The 21,335-nt window shown below is 42.8% G+C and carries 16 protein-coding genes; 2 read left to right on the forward strand and 14 right to left on the reverse strand.

Translation table 11 applies throughout. The annotated features are described in order from the left end of the window. Window positions 1–85 precede the first annotated feature (85 nt). Both FAY33_RS06225 and fba read right to left on the reverse strand, forming a co-directional pair. Entirely contained in the window at window positions 86–2,203 is a 2,118-nt protein-coding gene (locus FAY33_RS06225; RefSeq protein ID WP_143319912.1) for a glutamine synthetase III, read from the reverse strand. 202 nt (window positions 2,204–2,405) lie between these two features. After that, window positions 2,406–3,269, reverse strand: a complete 864-nt coding sequence (fba, locus tag FAY33_RS06230) for a class II fructose-1,6-bisphosphate aldolase (RefSeq protein ID WP_143319914.1) — start codon at window positions 3,267–3,269, stop codon at window positions 2,406–2,408. 181 nt (window positions 3,270–3,450) lie between these two features. Between fba and FAY33_RS06235 the strand changes: the two genes are divergently transcribed. Then, on the forward strand, window positions 3,451–4,812 hold the full coding sequence (locus tag FAY33_RS06235; RefSeq protein WP_143319915.1) for an MATE family efflux transporter: 1,362 nt from the start codon (window positions 3,451–3,453) through the stop codon (window positions 4,810–4,812). Here FAY33_RS06235 and thrC read toward each other — a convergent pair. Further along, window positions 4,809–6,293, reverse strand: a complete 1,485-nt coding sequence (thrC, locus tag FAY33_RS06240; RefSeq protein WP_143320048.1) for a threonine synthase — start codon at window positions 6,291–6,293, stop codon at window positions 4,809–4,811. The two genes, FAY33_RS06235 and thrC, sit on opposite strands and share 4 nt — an antisense overlap. 197 nt (window positions 6,294–6,490) lie before the next feature. Here thrC and FAY33_RS06245 point away from each other — a divergent pair, with 197 nt between their 5' ends. Then, window positions 6,491–7,264 carry a DNA/RNA nuclease SfsA gene (locus tag FAY33_RS06245; RefSeq protein ID WP_143319917.1) on the forward strand — a complete coding sequence of 258 codons (774 nt, stop codon included), beginning with the start codon at window positions 6,491–6,493 and terminating at the stop codon, window positions 7,262–7,264. Window positions 7,265–7,330: 66 nt separating this feature from the next. Here the strand turns inward: FAY33_RS06245 and FAY33_RS06250 are convergent, their stop codons facing one another. The 11 genes from FAY33_RS06250 to FAY33_RS06300 all read right to left on the reverse strand — a co-directional run bounded on the left by FAY33_RS06250 (window position 7,331) and on the right by FAY33_RS06300 (window position 21,298). Next, a complete protein-coding gene (locus FAY33_RS06250) occupies window positions 7,331–8,188 on the reverse strand; it encodes a TPM domain-containing protein (protein WP_143319918.1) in 858 nt (285 codons plus the stop codon). Then, window positions 8,185–9,219, reverse strand: a complete 1,035-nt coding sequence (locus FAY33_RS06255) for a TFIIB-type zinc ribbon-containing protein (protein ID WP_143319920.1) — start codon at window positions 9,217–9,219, stop codon at window positions 8,185–8,187. The genes FAY33_RS06250 and FAY33_RS06255 overlap by 4 nt, the downstream gene beginning before the upstream one ends. Further along, on the reverse strand, window positions 9,216–10,382 hold the full coding sequence (locus tag FAY33_RS06260) for an SPFH domain-containing protein (protein ID WP_143319922.1): 1,167 nt from the start codon (window positions 10,380–10,382) through the stop codon (window positions 9,216–9,218). The genes FAY33_RS06255 and FAY33_RS06260 overlap by 4 nt, the downstream gene beginning before the upstream one ends. Window positions 10,383–10,439: 57 nt before the next feature. Beyond that, window positions 10,440–11,267, reverse strand: a complete 828-nt coding sequence (locus tag FAY33_RS06265) for a deoxyribonuclease IV (RefSeq protein WP_143319923.1) — start codon at window positions 11,265–11,267, stop codon at window positions 10,440–10,442. Between the two features lie 12 nt (window positions 11,268–11,279). After that, complete coding sequence (locus tag FAY33_RS06270; protein WP_143319924.1) at window positions 11,280–12,194, reverse strand: ABC transporter permease subunit; 915 nt, start codon at window positions 12,192–12,194, stop codon at window positions 11,280–11,282. Continuing rightward, on the reverse strand, window positions 12,172–13,134 hold the full coding sequence (locus tag FAY33_RS06275; RefSeq protein WP_143319926.1) for an ABC transporter ATP-binding protein: 963 nt from the start codon (window positions 13,132–13,134) through the stop codon (window positions 12,172–12,174). The genes FAY33_RS06270 and FAY33_RS06275 overlap by 23 nt, the downstream gene beginning before the upstream one ends. After that, window positions 13,134–15,605: a hypothetical protein gene (locus FAY33_RS06280; RefSeq protein ID WP_143319927.1), complete on the reverse strand. Its 2,472-nt coding sequence runs from the start codon at window positions 15,603–15,605 to the stop codon at window positions 13,134–13,136. The genes FAY33_RS06275 and FAY33_RS06280 overlap by 1 nt, the downstream gene beginning before the upstream one ends. Before the next feature lie 4 nt (window positions 15,606–15,609). Continuing rightward, complete coding sequence (locus tag FAY33_RS06285; RefSeq protein ID WP_143319929.1) at window positions 15,610–16,746, reverse strand: HAMP domain-containing sensor histidine kinase; 1,137 nt, start codon at window positions 16,744–16,746, stop codon at window positions 15,610–15,612. Further along, window positions 16,736–17,443: a response regulator transcription factor gene (locus FAY33_RS06290; RefSeq protein ID WP_143319931.1), complete on the reverse strand. Its 708-nt coding sequence runs from the start codon at window positions 17,441–17,443 to the stop codon at window positions 16,736–16,738. Before FAY33_RS06290 ends, FAY33_RS06285 begins: the two co-directional genes overlap by 11 nt. Window positions 17,444–17,591: 148 nt before the next feature. After that, window positions 17,592–19,733: an RNA degradosome polyphosphate kinase gene (locus FAY33_RS06295; protein WP_143319932.1), complete on the reverse strand. Its 2,142-nt coding sequence runs from the start codon at window positions 19,731–19,733 to the stop codon at window positions 17,592–17,594. Further along, window positions 19,733–21,298: an exopolyphosphatase gene (locus FAY33_RS06300; protein ID WP_143319933.1), complete on the reverse strand. Its 1,566-nt coding sequence runs from the start codon at window positions 21,296–21,298 to the stop codon at window positions 19,733–19,735. The genes FAY33_RS06295 and FAY33_RS06300 overlap by 1 nt, the downstream gene beginning before the upstream one ends. Window positions 21,299–21,335 lie beyond the last annotated feature (37 nt).

Here is a 21,335-nt window from a genome sequence, read left to right on the forward strand (position 1 = left end):
AGCATCCATTGACGCAAAAATACGTCCGGAAAGGGCTTTTAAAAGTCCTCTTCCAGACGTATCATTCTCTTATCTTCTCTATCTTTTATACTTCAAAAATCAGATCTCCGTAGCTTGGCAGAGGCCATAAATCTTTGTCTACAATCATTTCCAGTTTATCAGCCGGCTCACGAAGGGCTGCCATGGCTGGCACTACTTCGTCATGATATGTGACTGCCTGATCCTTGTTGTCTTCAATGGCTGCACATTTATCAGCGATTTCATTCAATGCGGATAATGCTACCTTCATATCGGAAAGGTATGCACTTACTTCGATTAACAGTTCTTCCTGAGCGCTGGTATCAGCCTCCGGACATGCAGATTTGATCTTTCCTAAGGAATCTGCCAGTAAAGAAGTATATTTTACAACGGACGGAATCAACTGTTTTCCAGCCATGTCAATCATGGTTCTTGCTTCGATATTGATTGCTTTGCTGTAAGCCTCATATTCAATCTCAACACGGGATTCCAGTTCTGCTTTTGTAAATACCTTAAATTCCTCAAACATCTTGATGGAAGCTTCTGTTGTAAGAGATGGAATGGCTTCTACCATTGATTTTAAGTTCGGAAGTCCTCTCTTTTGAGCTTCTTCTACCCAGTCCTCAGAATAGCCGTTACCGTTGAAGATCACCCTTCTGTGATCTGCAAGCTGTTTTTTGATCAGATCATGGACTGCAGTATCAAAATCATCTGCCTTTTCAAGAATATCCGCTGCTTCTTTGAATGCCTCTGCTGTAATGGTATTTAATACAACGTTTGGAGAGGAAATGGAATCAGAGGAACCAACCATACGGAATTCAAACTTATTGCCGGTAAATGCAAACGGAGAGGTTCTGTTACGATCTGTCGCATCTTTGAATAAATCCGGCAGAGTTCTTACACCGGTCTTTAATGTTCCGCCGGTCTTTGAGTGAGTTGCTTCTCCAGTACTGCAAAGCTGATCTACCACATCCTCTAACTGCTCGCCGATGAATACTGAAATGATTGCAGGGGGGGCTTCGTTAGCTCCCAGTCTGTGATCATTTCCAACGTCTGCTGCTGACTCACGAAGAAGATCTGCATGTTTGTCAACGGCTTTTAAGATACAGGATAATACCAGCAGGAACTGAATGTTCTCATGAGGTGTCTCTCCTGGATTTAATAAATTAATTCCATCATCAGAAGTTAAGGACCAGTTGTTGTGCTTACCGGAACCGTTTACTCCTGCAAATGGCTTCTCATGAAGGAGGCAGTTTAATCCATGACGCCCCGCTACTTTCTTAAGTGTCTCCATGACAAGCTGGTTATGATCAACAGCTACATTTGCCTGCTCATAAATCGGTGCAAGCTCATGCTGTGCCGGTGCAACTTCGTTATGCTGTGTCTTTGCCGGAACTCCTAACTTCCAGAGTTCTTCATTGACTTCTTTCATGTAAGCCGCTACTCTCTCACGAATGGAACCAAAGTAATGATCTTCCAGTTCCTGTCCCTTGGGAGGCATAGCACCAAATAATGTGCGCCCGGCATAAATCAAGTCTTTTCTCTGTAAATACTTCTCATGGTCAACCAGGAAATATTCCTGCTCAGGTCCAACGGATGGAGTGATTCTCTTTGCTGTAGTGTTGCCAAACAGTCTTAAGATTCTTAATGCCTGTTCATCAACGGCTTCCATAGATCTTAAAAGAGGAGTCTTTTTATCAAGTGCTTCTCCTGTATAAGAACAGAAAGCGGTAGGAATACAAAGGGTTACACCAATGGCATCTTCTCTTAAGAAAGCTGGGGAAGTACAATCCCATGCAGTATATCCTCTAGCCTCAAAAGTTGCTCTTAATCCACCGGATGGGAAAGAAGATGCATCCGGTTCTCCTTTTACCAGTTCCTTTCCAGAGAACTCCATGATAACCTTTCCCTCTGCTGTTGGTGCAGAAATAAAAGAATCATGCTTTTCAGCAGTAATTCCGGTAAGAGGCTGAAACCAATGGGTGTAATGGGTAGCACCTCTCTCAATCGCCCAGTCTTTCATTGCATGTGCAACCACATCCGCAATAGAAGGATCTAACTCTGCCCCATCCTCAATGGTCTTTTTTAACTTCTTGAACACTGATTTTGGTAAACGCTCTCTCATTACGACTTCATTAAATACATTCTTACCGAACACCTCGGCTACATTCACAACTTCACTCATACATTTTCCATCCTCTCATATGAATTACCACTTAATAATATTAAGTCAGTTTGCCCTTTTTAAGTCTCCTACTATCTGATTATGCTTAAATATCAGAAAAGGCGCCCTCCTGATATAAGGAGAACGCCATCGTTCCTATCTAAAATAAATCATTTTCCTAAAAAAATCAAGTACTTTTTGAAAAAATATTTATATTCTGTAATTAAGCTTTTCCAACAGAACCAAATAATTCCATTTTTTCTTTCACGGTTGCTTTGATTGCTTCCGTACCTGGAGCAAGAAGTTTTCTTGGATCAAAGCCCTTGCCTTCCAGATCTTTGCCTGCTTCAATGTACTTACGGGTTGCTTCTGCAAAAGTAAGCTGGCACTCTGTATTCACATTGATCTTTGCAACACCAAGACTGATCGCCTTTTTAATCTGATCTTCCGGAATGCCTGTACCTCCATGAAGCACCAGCGGCATATCGCCCACCTTATCCTTGATTGCTGCAAGAGTGTCAAAGCTTAAACCTGCCCAGTTAGCCGGATATTTGCCGTGAATATTACCGATTCCTGCTGCCAGCATGGTAACGCCCAGATCAGCAACCTGCCTGCATTCATCCGGATCAGCACATTCCCCCATGCCTACAACGCCGTCTTCTTCTCCGCCAATGGAACCTACCTCAGCTTCCAGAGACATTCCCTTTTCCCTGCATACCTTCACAAGTTCTGTTGTCTTCTCCACATTCTCAGCAATGGGATAATGGGAACCGTCAAACATAATAGAGGAAAAACCCGCTTCAATACACTTATAACAGCCGTCATAAGAACCATGGTCAAGATGAAGTGCTACCGGAACAGAAATCTTTAATTCATCAATCATGGATTTTACCATGGCGGACACTGTCTTAAAACCTGTCATGTATTTGCCAGCACCTTCGGAAACACCCAGAATTACTGGAGATTTTAATTCCTCTGCTGTCTGTAAAACAGCCTTTGTCCACTCAAGGTTGTTGATGTTGAACTGTCCGACTGCGTACTTTCCGTCTCTTGCCTTTTCAAGCATCTCTTTCGCTGAAACTAACATATCACGAACCTCCGTTTGTTTAAAATTTTATCTCTTATTTCATCATTATATACCATTTTGTCCTATTTGGAAAGAATAAATTTCAAAAGATTGTTTTTTTTATAACAAAGTTACATTTTGCTTTCATAAGGGATATGGCTTATAATAAGTATAAAAATAAATACAATATGGGAGAGATATTATGAATCAAGTGGCTCCAGAACTGGACACCAGGGAATTATTTACAAAGAAACAACTGAAAAAACTTATTTTCCCCCTGGTCATCGAACAATTCCTTGCTGTTTCCATGGGAATGACGGATACCCTTATGGTAGCTTCTGTGGGAGAAGCCGCTGTATCCGGTGTATCAATCGTTGACACCATTAATGTTCTTCTCATCGGTCTGTTTGGCGCCATGGCTGCCGGCGGGTCTGTGGTTGCTGCCCAGTACATCGGACGAAGAGATGATAAGAATGTCTCCAAAGCTGCCGGTCAGCTCTTTTTGGCTGTGGGCGGTCTTTCCATCGTTTTGATGGCAGTAACTTTGATTTTTAATGAATCTCTTCTGCGCCTGATCTATGGCAATATCAATCAGGACGTAATGAAGAATGCAAGGATTTACTTTTATCTTTCTTCTCTTTCCTATCCATTCCTTGCATTTTATAACAGTGCCGCTGCACTGTTCCGCTCTGTGGGCAACTCCGGCATCTCCATGCGGGTTTCCCTTATTGCCAATATTGTTAATATTGTAGGAAATGTAATCTTTATCTTTGGATTGCAGATGGGTGTTGCCGGTTCAGGAATTTCTACCCTGATCTCGAGAATTTTCTGTGCCGTTATTATCCTCATACTTCTTCATAAGCATGCCGGTCTGTCTGTGGACTTTACCTTAAAGATGGACAAGGGTATGCTGAGGAAAATTCTCTACATAGGCGTTCCAAACGGAGTGGAAAACAGCATCTTCCAATTGGGAAAACTCCTGCTTTCCAGTCTGATCTCCAGTTTTGGAACCATTGCAATCGCCGCCAATGCAGTGGCAAGCACCATCTGCGGGCTGGAAACCATACCAGCTACTGCCATCGGGATTGCCATGGTAACGGTTGTGGGACAATGTGTGGGTGCCGGCGAACTGGATCAGGCAAAGAAATATATGGGAAAGCTTTTAAAGACCGCCTATATCTGGCTCATTGTCTTAAACCTTTCCATTATTCCATTTTTAACGCTCATAACCAACCTGTTCCAGCTGTCGCCGGAAACCAGCGCTCTTGCTGTAAAGCTCATGCTGTATCACAGCATCTGCTGCATGTTAATCCATCCCCTCGCCTTCTGCCTGACCAACGGGCTTCGGGCGGCTGGTGATGTTCGTTTTACCATGGTTGTATCGGTCTGCTCCATGTGGATCTGCCGCATTGTCCTGGCTTATGTTTTAAGCCTGCATTTCGGTCTTGGTCTGATGGGCATCTGGATCGCCATGACCATCGACTGGCTGGTCCGTGCCATCTTCTTTTCCAACCGGGTCCTGCGTGGAAAATGGCGCAAATTCGCAGGAATGGCACTCCGTTAGTTCAGAAAATTAATTACCGCTTCTTTCATCTGATCCGCATGGCACTCCGTATTATGACGTACCGGGGCTGTGCGGATTTCTTCTACTGCCTGGGGAATCGTAACCTTTGATATCTCTGCAAGATGATCAATAATCTGAAACTCGTCTTTTGTCTTCTGCTCTCCTTCAATGGCTTCCAGAACGCTTCTGGAGAACTTATAAGGACTTGCAGTGGAGGCAATGATTGTCTTGGTCTGATCGCCTGTTGCTTTCTGGTAGCTGTGATATACGGTTGCTGCCACTCCGGTATGGGTATCAATCAGATATCCGGTGTTCTCAAACAGTTCTTTTATGGTAAAACCGTTCTCTTCTTCGGAAGCGAATCCACCAGTAAAGTCTTTTAAGTACCCTTTCATCTCTTCGGTTATGTGATAGGTTCCCTTTTCTCCCAATTCCTTCATAAGTGTCTCATTGACAGAGGAGTCACATCCGGCACTTAAATAGATCAGACGCTCTAAATTACTGGAAATCAGAATGTCCATGGACGGAGAGCTGGTGAGAATAAAATCCCGGTTTCTGTCATAGGTTCCAGTCTGGAAGAAATCAAAAAGAACTTTATTCTCATTGGAAGCACAAATCAGTGTTTTGATGGGAACGCCCATTTGTTTGGCTAAATAAGCCGCCAGAATGTTACCGAAATTACCGGTGGGTACAGTCACATTAATGGATTCTCCTTCTGATATCTCTCCAGAGGACAGAAGCCTTGCATAGCCATAGACATAATACACGATCTGAGGAACCAGTCTTCCTATATTGATGGAATTGGCGGAAGAAAGCTGATAGCCTTTTTTGTCCAGGCTGTCTGCAAATTCCTTATCCCGGAATATCTTTTTCACTCCGGTCTGTGCATCATCAAAGTTCCCGTGAATGGCTGCCACATGAGTATTATTCCCCTTCTGGGTCACCATCTGGAGTTCCTGAACCCGGCTTACTCCATCTTTTGGATAGAATACAATTATCTCTGTTCCCTCTACATCCGCAAAACCTGCCATGGCTGCCTTTCCCGTGTCACCGGAGGTTGCTGTTAAAATCACGATCTTATTCTTTACCTGATTCTTTTTCGCAGCCGTAGTCATCAGATGAGGAAGAATGGAAAGTGCCATGTCTTTAAAAGCAATGGTACTGCCATGGTAAAGTTCCAGATAATAAGCACCATCTGCTTTTGTAAGGGGAGCAATCTCTTGTGTGTCAAATTTGCTGTCATAAGCACGCTCAATGCAGCTTTTTAATTCCTTTTCCGAATAATCAGTAAGAAACAGTTTCATTACCTCATATGCCGTCTCCTGATAGGTCATGAGGGATAACTCCTTCATGGTTTTGTCAAGTTTTGGAATAAAAGATGGCATAAATAAACCGCCGTCTGCTGCCAGTCCTTTTAAAATTGCCTGGGAAGCTGTTACACCAGCCTCCCCGCCCCGGGTACTTTGATAGGATAATTCCATGGTATCTGATTCCTTTCCTGCTTTGTCATAGTATGAATAGAAAAACCTTGCCAGCATTGTAGCACATTTTAGTGAATGGCGCAAGTAAAAGTTCTCTTTATGCGGACATATGTTTCCGTAACAAAGACACATGCTGACTGTTATTTTAAACCTATCTATGGTAAAATAGACTTAGATATAGAAAGGATGCAAGATAAATGAAATATACAAATATGCAGAAGGGAATCTTTGTCAGCAGACCAAACCGGTTCATTGCCCATGTTTCCATTTCTGCTGGAGAAGATAAAGAAGAGATCGTTGTCTGCCATGTGAAAAATACCGGACGATGCAAAGAACTCTTACTTCCAGGTGTGACAGTGCTGGTACAGTTTCATCCAGAAGCCGCTGCCCTTGGAAGAAAAACCTGGTACTCTCTAATCGGAGTGTTAAAAGAGCGGGAAGATGGACCTCTTCTTATTAATATGGATTCCCAGGCACCTAACCTGGCAACGTTTGAGTGGCTGACGGAGAATATGAACTTTCTGCCACTTCCCTGTGACAGGGGATTAACCAGAGACGGAAGGCATGGATTTACTATAGAAACCTTAAAAAGAGAAGTCACTTATGACCAGTCCCGGTTTGACCTGGCTTTTAAAGCGTCAGATCCCTCATTCTCCGCGTTCATGGAAGTAAAAGGGGTAACGTTAGAGGAACAGGGACTTGCCATGTTCCCGGATGCTCCTACAGAACGTGGAATCAAACATGTGGACGAGCTGATCCGTGCCCATAAGGAAGGATATGAATCCTACCTTATGTTTGTAATTCAGATGAAAGGAATCCGGGCCTTTAAGCCCAATATTGTGACCCACCCGGAATTTGCAAAAGCACTTTTAAGGGCAGACAAAGAAGGGGTCCATCTGCTGGCTTATGACTGCATCATAACAGAGGATTCCATGACTCTGGATCAACCGGTTCCCATCTTATTGGAATAAAAGATTGGAAAAAAGCCTGGAAGGGATTTGTCCTCTCCAGGCTTCTGGTTTATAGTATTGTAATTATTAAAACTTCCGTCCGCCTCCGCCCATGGTTCGTCCGGAAGAGGAATGAGTGGTACTTCTGCCCCCAGAAGATAAACCACCACCGCCTCCGCCCTGGTTATTATTATTCCTTGGGATTATCATATGGGTTACTGTCTTATGAAGCAGGTGATCGGTCTGGTTATAATAGGCAAACTGGCTTTCTCCCCGGTAAGCCTTTAAATAGCTGTTTCCACGACTTCTTTCCTTTTTCATAGAGTAACTGTGAACGACTCCCATACAGGACAGCCCTGCAATTAAGAGTGCCGTTCCCAGGGCAAATAAAGCCTCATACAAGCGGATACTGCGATAAATACGAATGGTTCCCGTATCTTTGTCGTAATTGTACTGACCTCCTGGAATCCCGGCATGATAGTACTTTATAACTCCATCTAAAAAGTCATCTACTGAACCGGCATAATCCTGCTTGCTCACAGCCTCATAAGAAGCATCAAGTATGGCATTCCAACGATTATCCGTCAAAAACCGATTCATCTTTCCCACCGGAAGAAGATAGATCTCCCTGTTATCCATATCAATTAAGAACAATACTCCACGGTAATCTGATCCTACTCCATAATTATGATCAATGTAATAAGCTTCTGCATATTCTTTGGCGCTCTTTCCGCCTGTGTCTTCGGTGGTTACCACCACTACATCCATGTTCATCTCATCTCTCATGGAAGATATCCGGTCTTCAAAAGCGGACTTTTCCTCCTGGGATAACAATCCTGCATCATCGAATACACGTTGCTCCTGACCAAAGGTTTCTCTGGTTCCACCAAATACAGAGATTAATACCATAAGAAATAAAATCAATCCAGCACATATCTTTTTCATAGAAAATACCCCACAATCAGCATGACAAACAGCACAGGAAAGAAGACTGCCGTAAAGAGAAGCATAAGTTTTCCTTTATCCACCGGAAGCCTTCCGCATACCTTTCCGGTCTGCCCGTTAATGGTAAAGTAATACATCTTATTCTTTGCTTCATCATGATAAGTAAGCGCCCATACAGGAAGAAGGGCATATTCCCATGTTTCATCCGTCAGCTCCACGTTCCGGTTCTGAACCCGCACGGTATCGTAGGACTGAATGCTGTTTCTTAAGGAATCTTCTGCAAAGGAACGGACCTCTGATTTCATCTCTTCGGAAAAATCCCTCTCCTCCATATCCCGGCGTTCCGCCACAAAACCAGATAAGTATCCCATGGAAAAAGGTTTCAGCCGCCCGGTTTCATAGGGAAGAATTCCCTCTGCCAATTCCCGGCTCGCTTTTTTTAAAGCGTTACGCGGTATAAGTCGTACTTCCATGGTGCCTTCCCGTCTGATCTCATAAGTCTGGGTCTCGGTATACCGATAGTTTCCGCTTACCCATATTCGCAGACGGTCAGCATTGGCAGTAAGATCCCCTTCTGCCTTACAGCTATAGAGCAGATAAGGGAAATACACGCCGGAAATTTTTTCAATCTGATCTTCTTCGTAAAAAGCTTTTGGAATAAACTTCTTTTTCTCAATCCAGCTTTTGAAAATATCTTCAGCTCCCATTTTATCAATGGAAAATGGAATCACATAGTCGGGATGATACTCTCCCGACAGTCGTCCGGATAAGATGACAGGATTATGGCAATAGTAGCAGAATGTTGCCGCTGTTGTCTCATCAGTCACAATCTCTGCCCCGCAGCTGGAGCAGATGTATAGAACCGGTTCCCCGGGCTTTTCTTCCTTTGCTCTGGCTTTTGACTGTTCATCCTGTGCTTCTTCCTGAGAAAATTTTGACAGACAGTATTCACAGGCATAATTCTGATTTTTAGGATCAAATTTAAGAGGACCTCCGCAGTTAGGACAACGGTAGGTTATGGTCACACTCATGACTTAGGTTTTCCGCAATCGGAACAGAATTTGCCGGTATTCACCGATCCGCATTCGCAGGTCCATGGACCTGACGGCTTTCTACTTCCGCATTCCGGACAGAAATTGCCGGTATTGGTGCTTCCGCAGCTACAGGTCCAGGCCTGCTCCTTAAGTGTCTGCTGCTGTCTGTTCGTCTGCATCTGCTGAAGATTGGCGCCGGAAGAAGCATTTAAAATACCGCCTCCCACATTCATTCCCATGCCCATACCCATAAATCCTGTCATAGAGCCGCCGGAGTTACTGCCTGCAGCTTCCAGACCTCTTGCTGCCGCACCCTGAACATAGCCTTCTCTTACAGAAGGATCACCAAGCATGGCACCCTGGTTGCGCATGTGAATCAGCTCTTTGGAGTCTTCGTCATAGGAGATACTGGCAATCCCCACGGATTGTATGGCAATTCCTCTGCGTGCCCTCCACTGACCGTCAAGAACATCAGACATGTATTCCCCCAGCTCTCTTCCTTTGGATGCCACATAAGAGATGCGGATTCCATCTGCTGACATCTGGCTGATGGAGGATTGAAGGGCTTCCAAAAATTCAGATAGATACTGGGTATTTATATCGTTGATCTCTACAGTAGCAGCATTCTTTGGAATGGCTTCGGAATAAAACAGAAGGGGATCTGTGATCTTAATGGAATAAGTACCATGAGCCCTTAAAAACAGTTCTGCATTATAAAACTGGTCAAAATAATTGAGAGGACTTGGAGTTCCAAACTTGATCCCCTTAATCTCCTGAAGATTGATAAAATATACTTTCTGGGAAGCAGGTGTCTGACCGCCATAGCGGATTCTGTCAAAGGATTCTCTTAAGGCTTCTTCAAACTGCCCATTAAACATGGAGGGCATAGAAGAATTCTTCACGGTAAAATATCCAGGTTCAGCCGTATAATCAATGATCTTTCCTCCATCTACCAAAATCATAAACTGGTTGGGATAAACATGAATCACAGAACCATCGGATACCGTATTATCTGTTCCTTTTGTGTTGGACCCCTTCCTGATCTTCACTCCTGGAGCGAATACAGTCTGATCTCCCATATTTCCTGCTTCTATTACTTCAAGCCACTGATCTGCAAGTGAACCGCCTATTGCGGTTGTAAGTGCTTTTACAATTCCCATGTCATTTCCTCCTTAATATTTGGATGACTTCATTATACTATAGGATTAGCAAATATGCTATTTTGCATTCCGCATCATTGCGATTTCCTTTGCATATCCAGGTAAATCATTAGGTGTTTCTAAATAAAATGGAAGATCCTTTAACACCGGATGGCAGACGATTCGTTTAAGTGCCTCCGCACCTATAAATCCCTCCCCGATCTTTGCATGGCGGTCCTTATGGGAACCCAGCGGGTTGAGACTGTCATTTAAGTGAATCGCTTTCAATCTGGATAATCCCACGGTCTGGTCGAATTGTTTTAATACTCCGTCAAGATCATCCCTGATGTCATAACCAGCATCCCATACATGACAGGTATCAAGACAGACTCCCATCTGATCGTTAAGGGTTACCCGGTCAAGAATTTCTCTTAATTCTTCAAATTCTTTTCCAACCTCTGTGCCCTTACCTGACATGGTTTCCAAAAGAACGGTCGTACTTATATCCGGGGTTAAAATCTGGTTAAGCATATGGGAAATATACTGGATTCCCGTCTCCACTCCCTGCCCCACATGATTTCCCGGATGAAAATTATAACAATTTCCCGGGGTATATTCCATGCGTCTTAAATCATCCCGCATGGTTTCTTCCGCCAGTTCTCTTAGCCCTTCATCCTTGGAGCAGCCATTTAACGTATAAGGCGCATGAGCAAGAATCTGATTTATGCCGTGATCTCTGGCATAAACAAGAAATGCGGCTACATCCTCCGGATTCATCGCCTTGGCTTTGGTTCCTCTTGGATTTCTGGTAAAAAACTGAAACGTATTGGCATCTATGTTCACCGCTTCTTTTCCCATGGAAAGATAACCTTTGGAAGAAGAAAGATGGCAGCCGATTGTCAGCATAAAAACCTCCTGTTATTTTGTTTTTCTGATTCGAGTCCGTCTTATGGGATTCACTGCTTTTACTGCAACCGCCAGAAAAACAGCCGCCAGCAAAAGCTGAATGACGATGCTTAAAACCACCCAGTTTTCCATGATCACATTGGATGGGTGAGGTCCAAACCAGTTATTTAAACTTTTGATCACCTGATTATCCCCTGTCTGACTGTTAATCATAACATAAAATGTTGCTACCGGATTTAATAACAAAAGATATAAGAATCCTCCGGAACTTGCCTGATCTGCCGCCCCACTGACGGAAGAGGCATAGGCATTGCTCACATTCATACGGGTCAATGACAGGGCAAATACATTGATGGCATAAGTTCCTGCTGCAATGAGCACCAGAACGGCATAACTTACAACCGTTGCAATGGTGGATCGTTTGAATATGGAAGAGAAACAGATTCCCATACTTCCACATAAAAGAGCAACAGAGAGATAACACAAAAACAAAATGAAAATATCATACGCCATGACTCCGCCATAGACAAACGATACGGAAAGAAGAGGAAAACTGGATATGACCATCAAGGACATGGTTCCAAAGGAAGACATCAGCTTTCCCAATATAATATCCCGCGGATGTAAGGTTGTTGTTAAAAGAATATCAAGCGTCTGGCGTTCTCTTTCTCCGCTGATGCTTGCCGCAGTCAGAGCCGGCATGATAAACATAAGCATGACAAATTCCACCACTGCCACAAACACATAAATATTGATAAAGGAAGAATACTGGATCTCTGCTGTTAACTTAACCCGTTCTACCACAGAATACATATTAAGGAGCACCACAAGAGCCAAAATAGAATTAAAAAGTACCAAAATCAGCGCCAGGCGGAAACTTCTGGAACTGACTGTTATCTCCCGTTTATATACCGGATTCCACTTCATGTACAAGTACCGCCTTTCCTTTTTCATGATCCGTTATCTGCATAAACAGTGACTCCAGACTTCCAGGTTCTCTGGAAAAGCCATGAACTAACACTTCTGCATCCACAAGCTGCTGAAGAAGTATTGCTTCATCATGTTCATCTCCCATAAAATTAACCCGGATATCCTGATCCTTAACTGCAATGGTCTGAACGCAGGGCTGGGCTTTTAAGATAGTGAGAGCTCTTTCTTTATTGCCAAGAACCGAGATAATCAGCGGATTGGTGGCATTGACCCGCCGAAGAATCTCCTCCATACTTCCTGTTAAAACCATTTTCCCCTGATCTATGACCCCAATATCCGTACAAAGCTCAGACAATTCTGAAAGAACATGGGAACTGATAAAGATGGTTTTCTCCTGCTCTTTTAATTCTTTCAAAATCTCCTTAAATTCAAATCTGGTTCTGGGGTCCAGACCAGAAGCCGGTTCGTCAAGAACCAAAAGATGGGGATCGTGAATCAATGCTCTCGCCAGACAAAGCCGCTGTTTCATACCTCTGGACAGACTATCCACATAAAAATCCACTTTGTCTTCTAATCCAACCTGCTCCAAAAGAGTCATATAACGGTTTCTCGCCTTCAACCCGTCAAGACCATAGCAGGAAGCAAAAAATTCCATATATTCATTCACTCTTAAATTATCGTACACACCGAAAAAATCTGGTACATAACCAATACTCTGTTTTAAATCATTGATTCCTCCGGTTACATCGGTTCCGTTAATCAATACCTGGCCGCTGTCTGCAAAAAGAAGTCCGGTCATAATCTTAATGGTGGTGGTCTTACCTGCCCCGTTAGGACCTACAAATCCATAAAGGGAACCTTTGGGAATGTGAATATCCAAACCATTTAAAGCATGGAATTTCCCAAATTTCTTACATAAATTTTTGATCTCCAGCATTATTTATCCCTCCCTGTAACGCTCAGCATGGGCAGAGTCACATACCAGTTTCTCTCTCCTGCATTATTGCAGACATATTTTACAGTCAGCGTGTTGCCAGGGGAAAGATAGGAAGACAGTTCTTTCGCAGTATAAACCATCTTGTCGGAATCCATCACATCATAATTGCCTGTGTTATGATTATAGAAATAAATATCTCCTTTAAAAAGATTGGTGTAGGCAATTCCCTCATTATTAATAAACTCATTGGAGGGATTTTCAAACATCAGCTTCTCCACTTCCAGATCATTGCCCAATGAGTACTCCAAAGCCACAGGATCTACGGCATAGGTTGTATTTGCATCAGGATAATACTGTCCGCTTATGACAGCAGGAGGTTTCATCAGAGCTGAGTGAGAAGTTTTTCCATTTTTCCTGGTGTTCACTTCAATGGTTGAAGTATACATAGACATTCCGTAAGTTTCATAATTGCCATTTTTTACAAACTGGTTCCCTGATTCATTTTTTCCAAAGGCTACAATTCTCGCCTCCTGATTATAAAAAGATGAATATTTATCCAGATAAAAGTTTAAAATATTGGTTCTGTAAAGAGCCAGCATATAATCCGGATTATCAATATCCGGCTTTGGATATAAGTAACTTCCCGTCACTCTTGATGATACAAGAAATGGGCTGTTAATAGGATAATTGACAACAGAAACTCCCTCCAGATCCTTCTTCTCTCCCGGCTTTAATCCGTCGATAAGCACCATCTTTCCGTACATCAGAATTCCGATTCTCTCTACGGGAAACGGATATTCATTGGTAACTGTACCATAGACTTTTCCCTCAAACAGAGTGATATCTCCAATTACGCCTTTATGATCTTTATTTTGAACCCGTTTCCTAAGAGAATAATATTCCGGTGTAAATGCAGCAACATTTTGAATGGAAAATCTGGTATCTTCTTTTCCATAGGTGATCCGCACCTTGGATTCTTCTGCTCCTGTAAACTTCGGAACAGGTGTTGCATCATAGGTGTTGCTTCTGGTTATCGGCTGAATCTCATAAGAAGGGTCTAAGGAAACCGCATAAGCTTTATTGTATGGTGTTCTCATATTGACATAAGTGTATTCATCCACATAATCCTTTGTGGTATCCATAATAGTGGCATAGGTAAAAAAAGTATCCTTAAATCTTGTCTTAATTCCCATTAAATACACCAGGGCGGTAAATGTCAGGGAAACCGCTACAACAAGAGACCGATAGTACCCTCTCCGCTCCTTCTTTTTTAAATACAGATAGATCCCGGGTCCTGCCAAAAAGATATATCCCAGAATCAAGACAATATAAACAGGGAGATCAGGAAGCTTATCTACATCCCCGGTATTAAGCATGTTCTGCACAGACCAATACTGTCCTGAATTACCGTTATACAAATAAGAGGATAGCTGACTCAGTCTTGTCTCTCCCAAAAGTGTGGTAAAAAGCTTATCCACATAGGACCTGTGAGATTGGCAGAACTCGGAAATATCTACAAAATCATAGGCAGCCACCCCAACCATCCCTTTTCCTTTTACTACAGAAGATAAAACAGAAAACTGGTCGTTGGAGAGCACTCCGGTTCCCCCTTTTAACGATACATCGGCACAGACCAGATTAAGGAAAGAATCACCAGGGCCATTGGTAGAATATTCTACTCCCATGTCAACAGACCGCTCTGTGGGAGGAGCATAATTCTCTTCCAGAAGTTCTGACCGGAATGCGTAAAGAGAATCTCCAGCCCTTGCTCCTGTACCAAAAAGAAGAGTTCCCCCGCCTTTTACCCATTCCCATATCGCAGACATCTGTTCTTTTGAGAAGTCCCTGGTATTATAATCCGTAATTAGCAGCACATCCAAAAGGTCCAGACCAACTGCATGTTCTGGAATGTCTTCTGTCTTCAATGGAAACGTCTTAATTCGTACGGAACTGTAATTAACGCCTACTCCGTCCATGTAAGAAAGCTGGCTTGGATCATCTGATAAAATTCCCACAAAAAGTTCAGCCGTGTCAGCAGTAACATTCATCTTTAAGCGTTTGCTGATTCGTTCTGATCCGTTGCTGTCAATCAGCTTTACATAAAGCACATCTGCCTTTCCAATGGGAATATCCATAGATTTTTCTATTATCTTCCCGGAATCCATGGATACGGGATATTCATAATGATAAATATCAAAGTCTGCTTCCATGGCTTCTATCCTTATCGTTCCCGAAAAGGACTCGCCGTTCTGGCTTTTTAAAGTTACATCCAAAGGAATGTAACGTCCATTTTTTGCATTTCCATCATATCCGTAAGACACATCCATGGACATTCCTGTACCAGACGTGTCATTGTACTCATATGTGGGAGAGTCTGCACCAGAATCATCCATACCAAAAACAGGCAGCGAGAGACTGCCTGCGATGGTGAATGCTATGGCATAAATCAGAGATATCTTTCTGAATTTCATCCTGTCATCCTATCTTTCCAAAATTCTCTTTGTTCACATCAAAATCAACCTGAAGCTTCACGGTAAATACAGTTCCAGACAAATCACTGGTCACATCAATGGTTCCTCCGTGCATATCCACGATGTTCTTTGCAATCGCCAGCCCAAGACCTGTGCCTCCTGTATTGGTGGACCTGGACTGCTCTACCCGGTAAAACTTATTGAAGATAAGCGGCAGCTCATCGGCTGGTATTACATAGCCGTAGTTGATCACCGAAACAGCCACCTGCTGCCCGTTTCCATGAACTTTCACCAGAATCCTCTTCCCGTCAGCACCATATTTAATGGCATTATTAATCAGATTATCAAACAGACGTGCCAAAAGATTGCCGTCTGCCGTAACCAACTGAACCGGGACATTGCTCTGAAGCTCATAGGAAAGATTCTTATCCACAAAACTGGGGTAAAATTCCTCCAGAAGCTGGCTCAAAAGTTTTACCACATCAACCTTTGAGACGTGCATGGACATTCTTCCGTAGTTTAACTTTGTAAAACCAAACAGATCTTCAATCAGTTTTTCCAGTCTCTTTGTCTTCACGTATGCAATTCCTATGTACTTTTTCTGAATCTCCGGTTCAAGCTTTGTATCCCCGGAAAGAAGCTCCAGATAACCATTGATGGAGGTCAAAGGCGTCCTTAAATCATGAGCAATATTAGTAATTAATTCATTCTTTGTCCGCTCCGCTTCCCTCTCCTTATCCATCAGTTCCTTTAGATCTCCTACCATCTTATTTAAGCTGGCAGCCATAATGGAGAATTCATCATCCCCTTCAATATCAACCGTAATATTTAAATCTCCTTCGGAAATACTTCTCATGGCATCAGAAATCCTTGCGATATACCGCATGGACTTCTCTTGTAAAAGAAGAAAGGTAATGGTAAAAATACCAATTCCAAATATGACATAAATTAAAATCACGACTGCATCAAAAGTGGTAAGCATCTCTACAAACGCATTGTCTCTCTGCGTGCTCCGCATATAAGAAGCGATCAGGGAGATGTTGGTCACAAGGAACAGTTCTATTAATACCGTAACCACTGCACTGTAAAAAATATTGGCAACCACCCGGGTATGGAAACGGCGGTTAATATCACTTCTCAATTTTGTATCCTACCCCCCAGACAGTGGTGATAATCTTATTCTGTCTGGTATCTTCTTTCATCTTTCCACGCAGACGCCTGATATGTACCATGACCGTGTTATTAGCCTCATATACCTTTTCATTCCACACCTTTTCAAATATTTCGTCTGTACTGAAAACTCTGCCCGGATTGGAAGCAAGAAGATAGAGGATGTCAAATTCAATTGGAGTCAGTTTTATCTCTTCTCCATAGACAGTGACTTTGTGATTGTCTTTATTAATGGTCAGACCCCGGATTGCAATCTCATTCTTTGCCGCTTCATTGGCGGAACTGTTGGGGTTTAACTGAGTATAACGGCGAAGCTGTGATTTTACACGAGCCGTCAGTTCCAGCGGATTAAAGGGCTTTGTCACATAATCATCTGCTCCTGTCCCCAGTCCCAGTATCTTATCCAGATCGGTTGATTTTGCACTGAGCATAATAATTGGGATGTTATTGGTTTCCCTGATCTTTTTACACATCGTAAGTCCGTCCATTCCAGGCATCATGATGTCTAACAGCACAAGATGGATCTGGTTCTTCTCAAGGATCTGCAGCCCTTCTTCTGCATCATTGGCTTTGTATACTTTATATCCATCGCTGACCAGATAGATCTCCACCAGATCTGCAATTTCCTTCTCATCATCCACAACCAGGATGCTTATTGTTTCGGACATGAAAATACCTCCCTTGTCGTTATGTACGCATTTTTCTTCTATACTTAAGAAGAAAAGCCTGCATCCATTTTACCACAAGAAAGGTATCTTTGCTTTACTATTTTCTTACAAAAAAGCGATAAACAGGGAATACAAACGGAATCTTCCATTAGTTACGGTTCTCCACCGGAAGGAAAATACGACTGGTATTTGGACTCCATTTTTTTAGTTCTTCACTTACCGCTTCCACTGCTGCAGCACAGAATTCCTCCTGGCTGTTTCGTTTCATACGCCCTCTTCTATCTGGCTTTTCATAGGTTCCATCGGGATTTAAAATATGGCTCTTTACATTATCCTCTAACTGAGTCTTCAAAATGGAAAGAATCCGATCTTTTAATGTCTCTTCTTCTATTGGAAACATTACCTCCACCCGTTTATCCAAATTCCTTGGCATCCAGTCTGCGCTTCCCAGATAAAGTTCCTGACCTCCATCGTTTTCAAAGTAAAAAATCCGGGAGTGTTCTAAGAAATTGCCCACAATGGAATGAACGCTTATATTGTCGCTCAGTCCCGTCACACATGCCTTTAAGCAGCAGATTCCTCTTACAATCAGTTCAATCTTTACTCCCATGCAGGAAGCTTCATAAAGAGCGGCAATAATCTCTTTATCACAAAGTGAATTCATCTTTGCAATAATATGCGCCGGTTTTCCTGCGGCTGCATGTTTCCCTTCTCTTCGGATCATCTTTAAAAACCGGGGTCTGAGCCAGATCGGTGCCACCACCAGTTTATTCCACTGCAAAGGCTCTGAATATCCAGAAAGCATGTTAAATACAGCCGTGGCATCCTCTCCAATCTGGGGATTACACGTCATAAGACCAAAATCTGTATAAAGTTTTGCGGTGGAATCATTATAATTTCCTGTTCCCAGATGTACATACCGCCGTATTCCGTCTTCCTCCCGCCGGACCACTAAGGTAATCTTGCTATGAGTCTTTAATCCTACCAGACCATAGATTACATGGCAGCCTGCTTTCTCCAGTTTTTTTGCCCAGTTAATATTATTTTCTTCATCAAAACGAGCCTTTAATTCAACCAGAACGGACACCTGTTTCCGGTTATCGGCGGCCTCTGCCAGTGCGGCAATGATGGGAGAATTACCACTGACCCGGTATAAGGTCTGTTTGATAGCAAGAACTTCCGGATCTTTTGCCGCTTCTTTTACGAAGTTTACCACAGGATCAAAGGTTTCATAAGGATGATGAAGCAAGATATCTCCCTTTCTGATGTTGGTAAAAATATCATCTTCATTCATAAGAGCCGGTACCTGCTGAGGAACAAAAGGAAGGGCTTTTAGATGGTCGAACCCGCAAAACTGATACATTTTCATTAAAAAAGTGAGGTCAAGAGGACCACTGATTAAAAAGATATCTTCCGAACTGATGTCCAGTTCCCGTTTGAGAATCTTTAACAGCCGTTTATCCGTCTTATCTTCCACTTCCAGGCGAATCGCTTCTCCCCACTGTCTCTTTTTCAACTGCTTTTGAATCTCCTCCAGTAAATCCACTGCCTCTTCTTCATCAATCGTTAAATCCGCATTTCTCATGACACGGAATGGACCTGCTGCTATGACGTTATAATTTAAAAACAGAGCTTCCATGTTCCGTTCTATAATCTGTTCCAATAAAATAACTTTCTGCTCTCCCTTTTTTTCTTCCGGAAGCTTGACGATTCTCGGCAAAACACTGGGAACCTGGACCATTGCAAATTCCAGTTCGTCTTCCCCGCTCTTTTTCTGGAGAAGGGCAGCGATGTTTAAGGATTTATTGCGAATCAGCGGAAATGGACGGGAGGAATCCACAGCCATAGGCGTCAGTACCGGATATATATTGCGCTTAAAATATTCGTCTGCAAATGCTCCCTCTTCCCTGTTTAAATCTTCGTGAGTGGAAATCATATGAAGTCCGTTTTGTTTTAACGCAGGTAAAATGGAACGGTTATAAGTAGAATATTGGACAGACACCAGCTCATGGGTCTTTTCACCGATTTTCTCCAACTGTTCAGATGGTTTTAATCCTGCAATGTCTGGTTTGGTGTACTTGGCATGCACCATGTCTTTTAAGGACGCCACACGGACCATATAAAATTCATCCAGATTGGAAGCAGTAATACTTAAAAATTTCAACCGTTCAAATAAAGGAATGCTCTTATCTCTCGCCTCACTGAGAACACGATAATCAAATTCAATCCAGCTAATTTCCCGGTTAACATAATTTTCCGGGTTGTGATAGATCTCATTCACATCTGTCATTAAGTCAACCTCCTCTTCTGTCTTAATACAGGTCTGATTCCAAAAATCTCTTCAAAGAAATCCGCTTTTTGTTCAAATGCAATGGATTCCAGCGTTATATCGCCTTCATAAGAGGTTGTGACAAGAAGCTGACCATTTTTCACATTCATCCGGCAATCAGAAAGTTTTTGTCTGTGGCTGCGATCCATGGAATTAGACAGTCTTAAAATGGCAGTCAGCTTTGCGATTAGTATGGTAATATCTGCCTTTGCCAGGACGCCTTTGGTATTGCGGAATGATTCTTCGTTGAGACTCATCCGGCTGTAATCAAACTCCACACCGTTATAACGAACCACATTGGCTATGATTTCCCGTTCTATATGAGATAATCCAATAATCTCTGTTGACATAATAATATGATAAGCGGATTCACTTGGTTTTCTCATGGTAATAAATTTTCCGCAGGCATGAAGAATGGAGGCAATCTGAAGCAACAGCCGCTCTCTCTTTCCCATTCCGTGATATTTTTTCATACCATCAAAGATATCCAGCACATACCGCTCCATAACTGCAATGTGGGGAACGTGGCACTTGTAGCGCTTTGCCATATTCCTGGAAGCAGCAAGAATATCCTCGGAAAAATCATGGCGAAATTTAACTGCGTTTACCTCTTCCGCATACTCTGCTGCGATGCTGTCACAGAGACGGATTCCAGGAATCCAGAACATCTCTGCTCCCGTCAGTTCCAGTATACGCTTATAGATAATCGCTGCCGGAACAAGAAGAGCACCGTATTCTGCACTGACTCCAAATCGGTCCTGAATCTGATCGTCAGACATATTTAACAGTTTTTCATAAAATCTGGCAAACTCCTCTGCGGTAATCCATTCCACAGCCTTCCCTCCATTGCTGCCCCGGGACAGATAAAGGATACACTCCCCGATTCCAATCAGATTCTTAATCTGCCTGTCTTTTAGATACACTTTGCGAAAGGTATAAAGTTCATTATCTACCATTTCCTCAATCATCGTATTTTGCTTCTTTGTATCATAGACTTCCCCCATCATCTCACGGATTCTCAAAACTCCAAGCACTAAGTTCTGGGTGGAAATCAAGGCATCTTTATCAAACAGGGAGACCTGCATACTTCCAAATCCCACATCCACAATGGAAGTACCTTTTTCAATAAACCGGCTGAACACATCATCCTGGGAAGCAATGGCTTTATAGCTGATAAACCGTTGTTCAGAATTACTTATAATCTGTACCTCAATACCTGTTCTCACCCTGATCTGATCCAAAACGATCTGGTTATTCTTCGCCTCCCGCAAAGCGCTGGTGGCATAGGCACGGTATCCGATTACTTTATAAGACTGCATAATATCTGCAAAATCTTTGATCACGCCGCACATCTCTTCCACCAGCTCATAACTGATCTTTCCATTGTTATAAGTATCCCTTCCAAGGGCAATGACATGGCGGACATGATCAATCTTTCTGATTCCGGTTTTAACAGATATTTCATAAATACCAAGTTCTAATTCAAATGAGCCTACATCAATGGCTGCAAATAATCTGATTGCCATACCTGTCCTCCTTACTGCCCATAGAACGGGCTTTTGT

The sequence above is a fragment of the Clostridium sp. HBUAS56010 genome (assembly GCF_007115105.1).
Lineage (GTDB): Bacteria > Bacillota > Clostridia > Lachnospirales > Lachnospiraceae > Lacrimispora.

Coding starts and splice junctions, on each gene's coding strand:
- FAY33_RS06245 (WP_143319917.1), top strand. CDS start 6,491: ATGAAATATACAAATATGCAGAAGGGAATCTTTGTCAGCAGACCAAAC.
- FAY33_RS06300 (WP_143319933.1), bottom strand. CDS start 21,298: ATGGCAATCAGATTATTTGCAGCCATTGATGTAGGCTCATTTGAATTA.
- fba (WP_143319914.1), bottom strand. CDS start 3,269: ATGTTAGTTTCAGCGAAAGAGATGCTTGAAAAGGCAAGAGACGGAAAG.
- FAY33_RS06290 (WP_143319931.1), bottom strand. CDS start 17,443: ATGTCCGAAACAATAAGCATCCTGGTTGTGGATGATGAGAAGGAAATT.
- FAY33_RS06260 (WP_143319922.1), bottom strand. CDS start 10,382: ATGGGAATTGTAAAAGCACTTACAACCGCAATAGGCGGTTCACTTGCA.
- FAY33_RS06275 (WP_143319926.1), bottom strand. CDS start 13,134: ATGCTGGAGATCAAAAATTTATGTAAGAAATTTGGGAAATTCCATGCT.
- FAY33_RS06235 (WP_143319915.1), top strand. CDS start 3,451: ATGAATCAAGTGGCTCCAGAACTGGACACCAGGGAATTATTTACAAAG.
- FAY33_RS06295 (WP_143319932.1), bottom strand. CDS start 19,733: ATGACAGATGTGAATGAGATCTATCACAACCCGGAAAATTATGTTAAC.
- FAY33_RS06255 (WP_143319920.1), bottom strand. CDS start 9,219: ATGAGTGTGACCATAACCTACCGTTGTCCTAACTGCGGAGGTCCTCTT.
- FAY33_RS06250 (WP_143319918.1), bottom strand. CDS start 8,188: ATGAAAAAGATATGTGCTGGATTGATTTTATTTCTTATGGTATTAATC.
- FAY33_RS06265 (WP_143319923.1), bottom strand. CDS start 11,267: ATGCTGACAATCGGCTGCCATCTTTCTTCTTCCAAAGGTTATCTTTCC.
- thrC (WP_143320048.1), bottom strand. CDS start 6,293: ATGGAATTATCCTATCAAAGTACCCGGGGCGGGGAGGCTGGTGTAACA.
- FAY33_RS06225 (WP_143319912.1), bottom strand. CDS start 2,203: ATGAGTGAAGTTGTGAATGTAGCCGAGGTGTTCGGTAAGAATGTATTT.
- FAY33_RS06270 (WP_143319924.1), bottom strand. CDS start 12,194: ATGAAGTGGAATCCGGTATATAAACGGGAGATAACAGTCAGTTCCAGA.
- FAY33_RS06280 (WP_143319927.1), bottom strand. CDS start 15,605: ATGAAATTCAGAAAGATATCTCTGATTTATGCCATAGCATTCACCATC.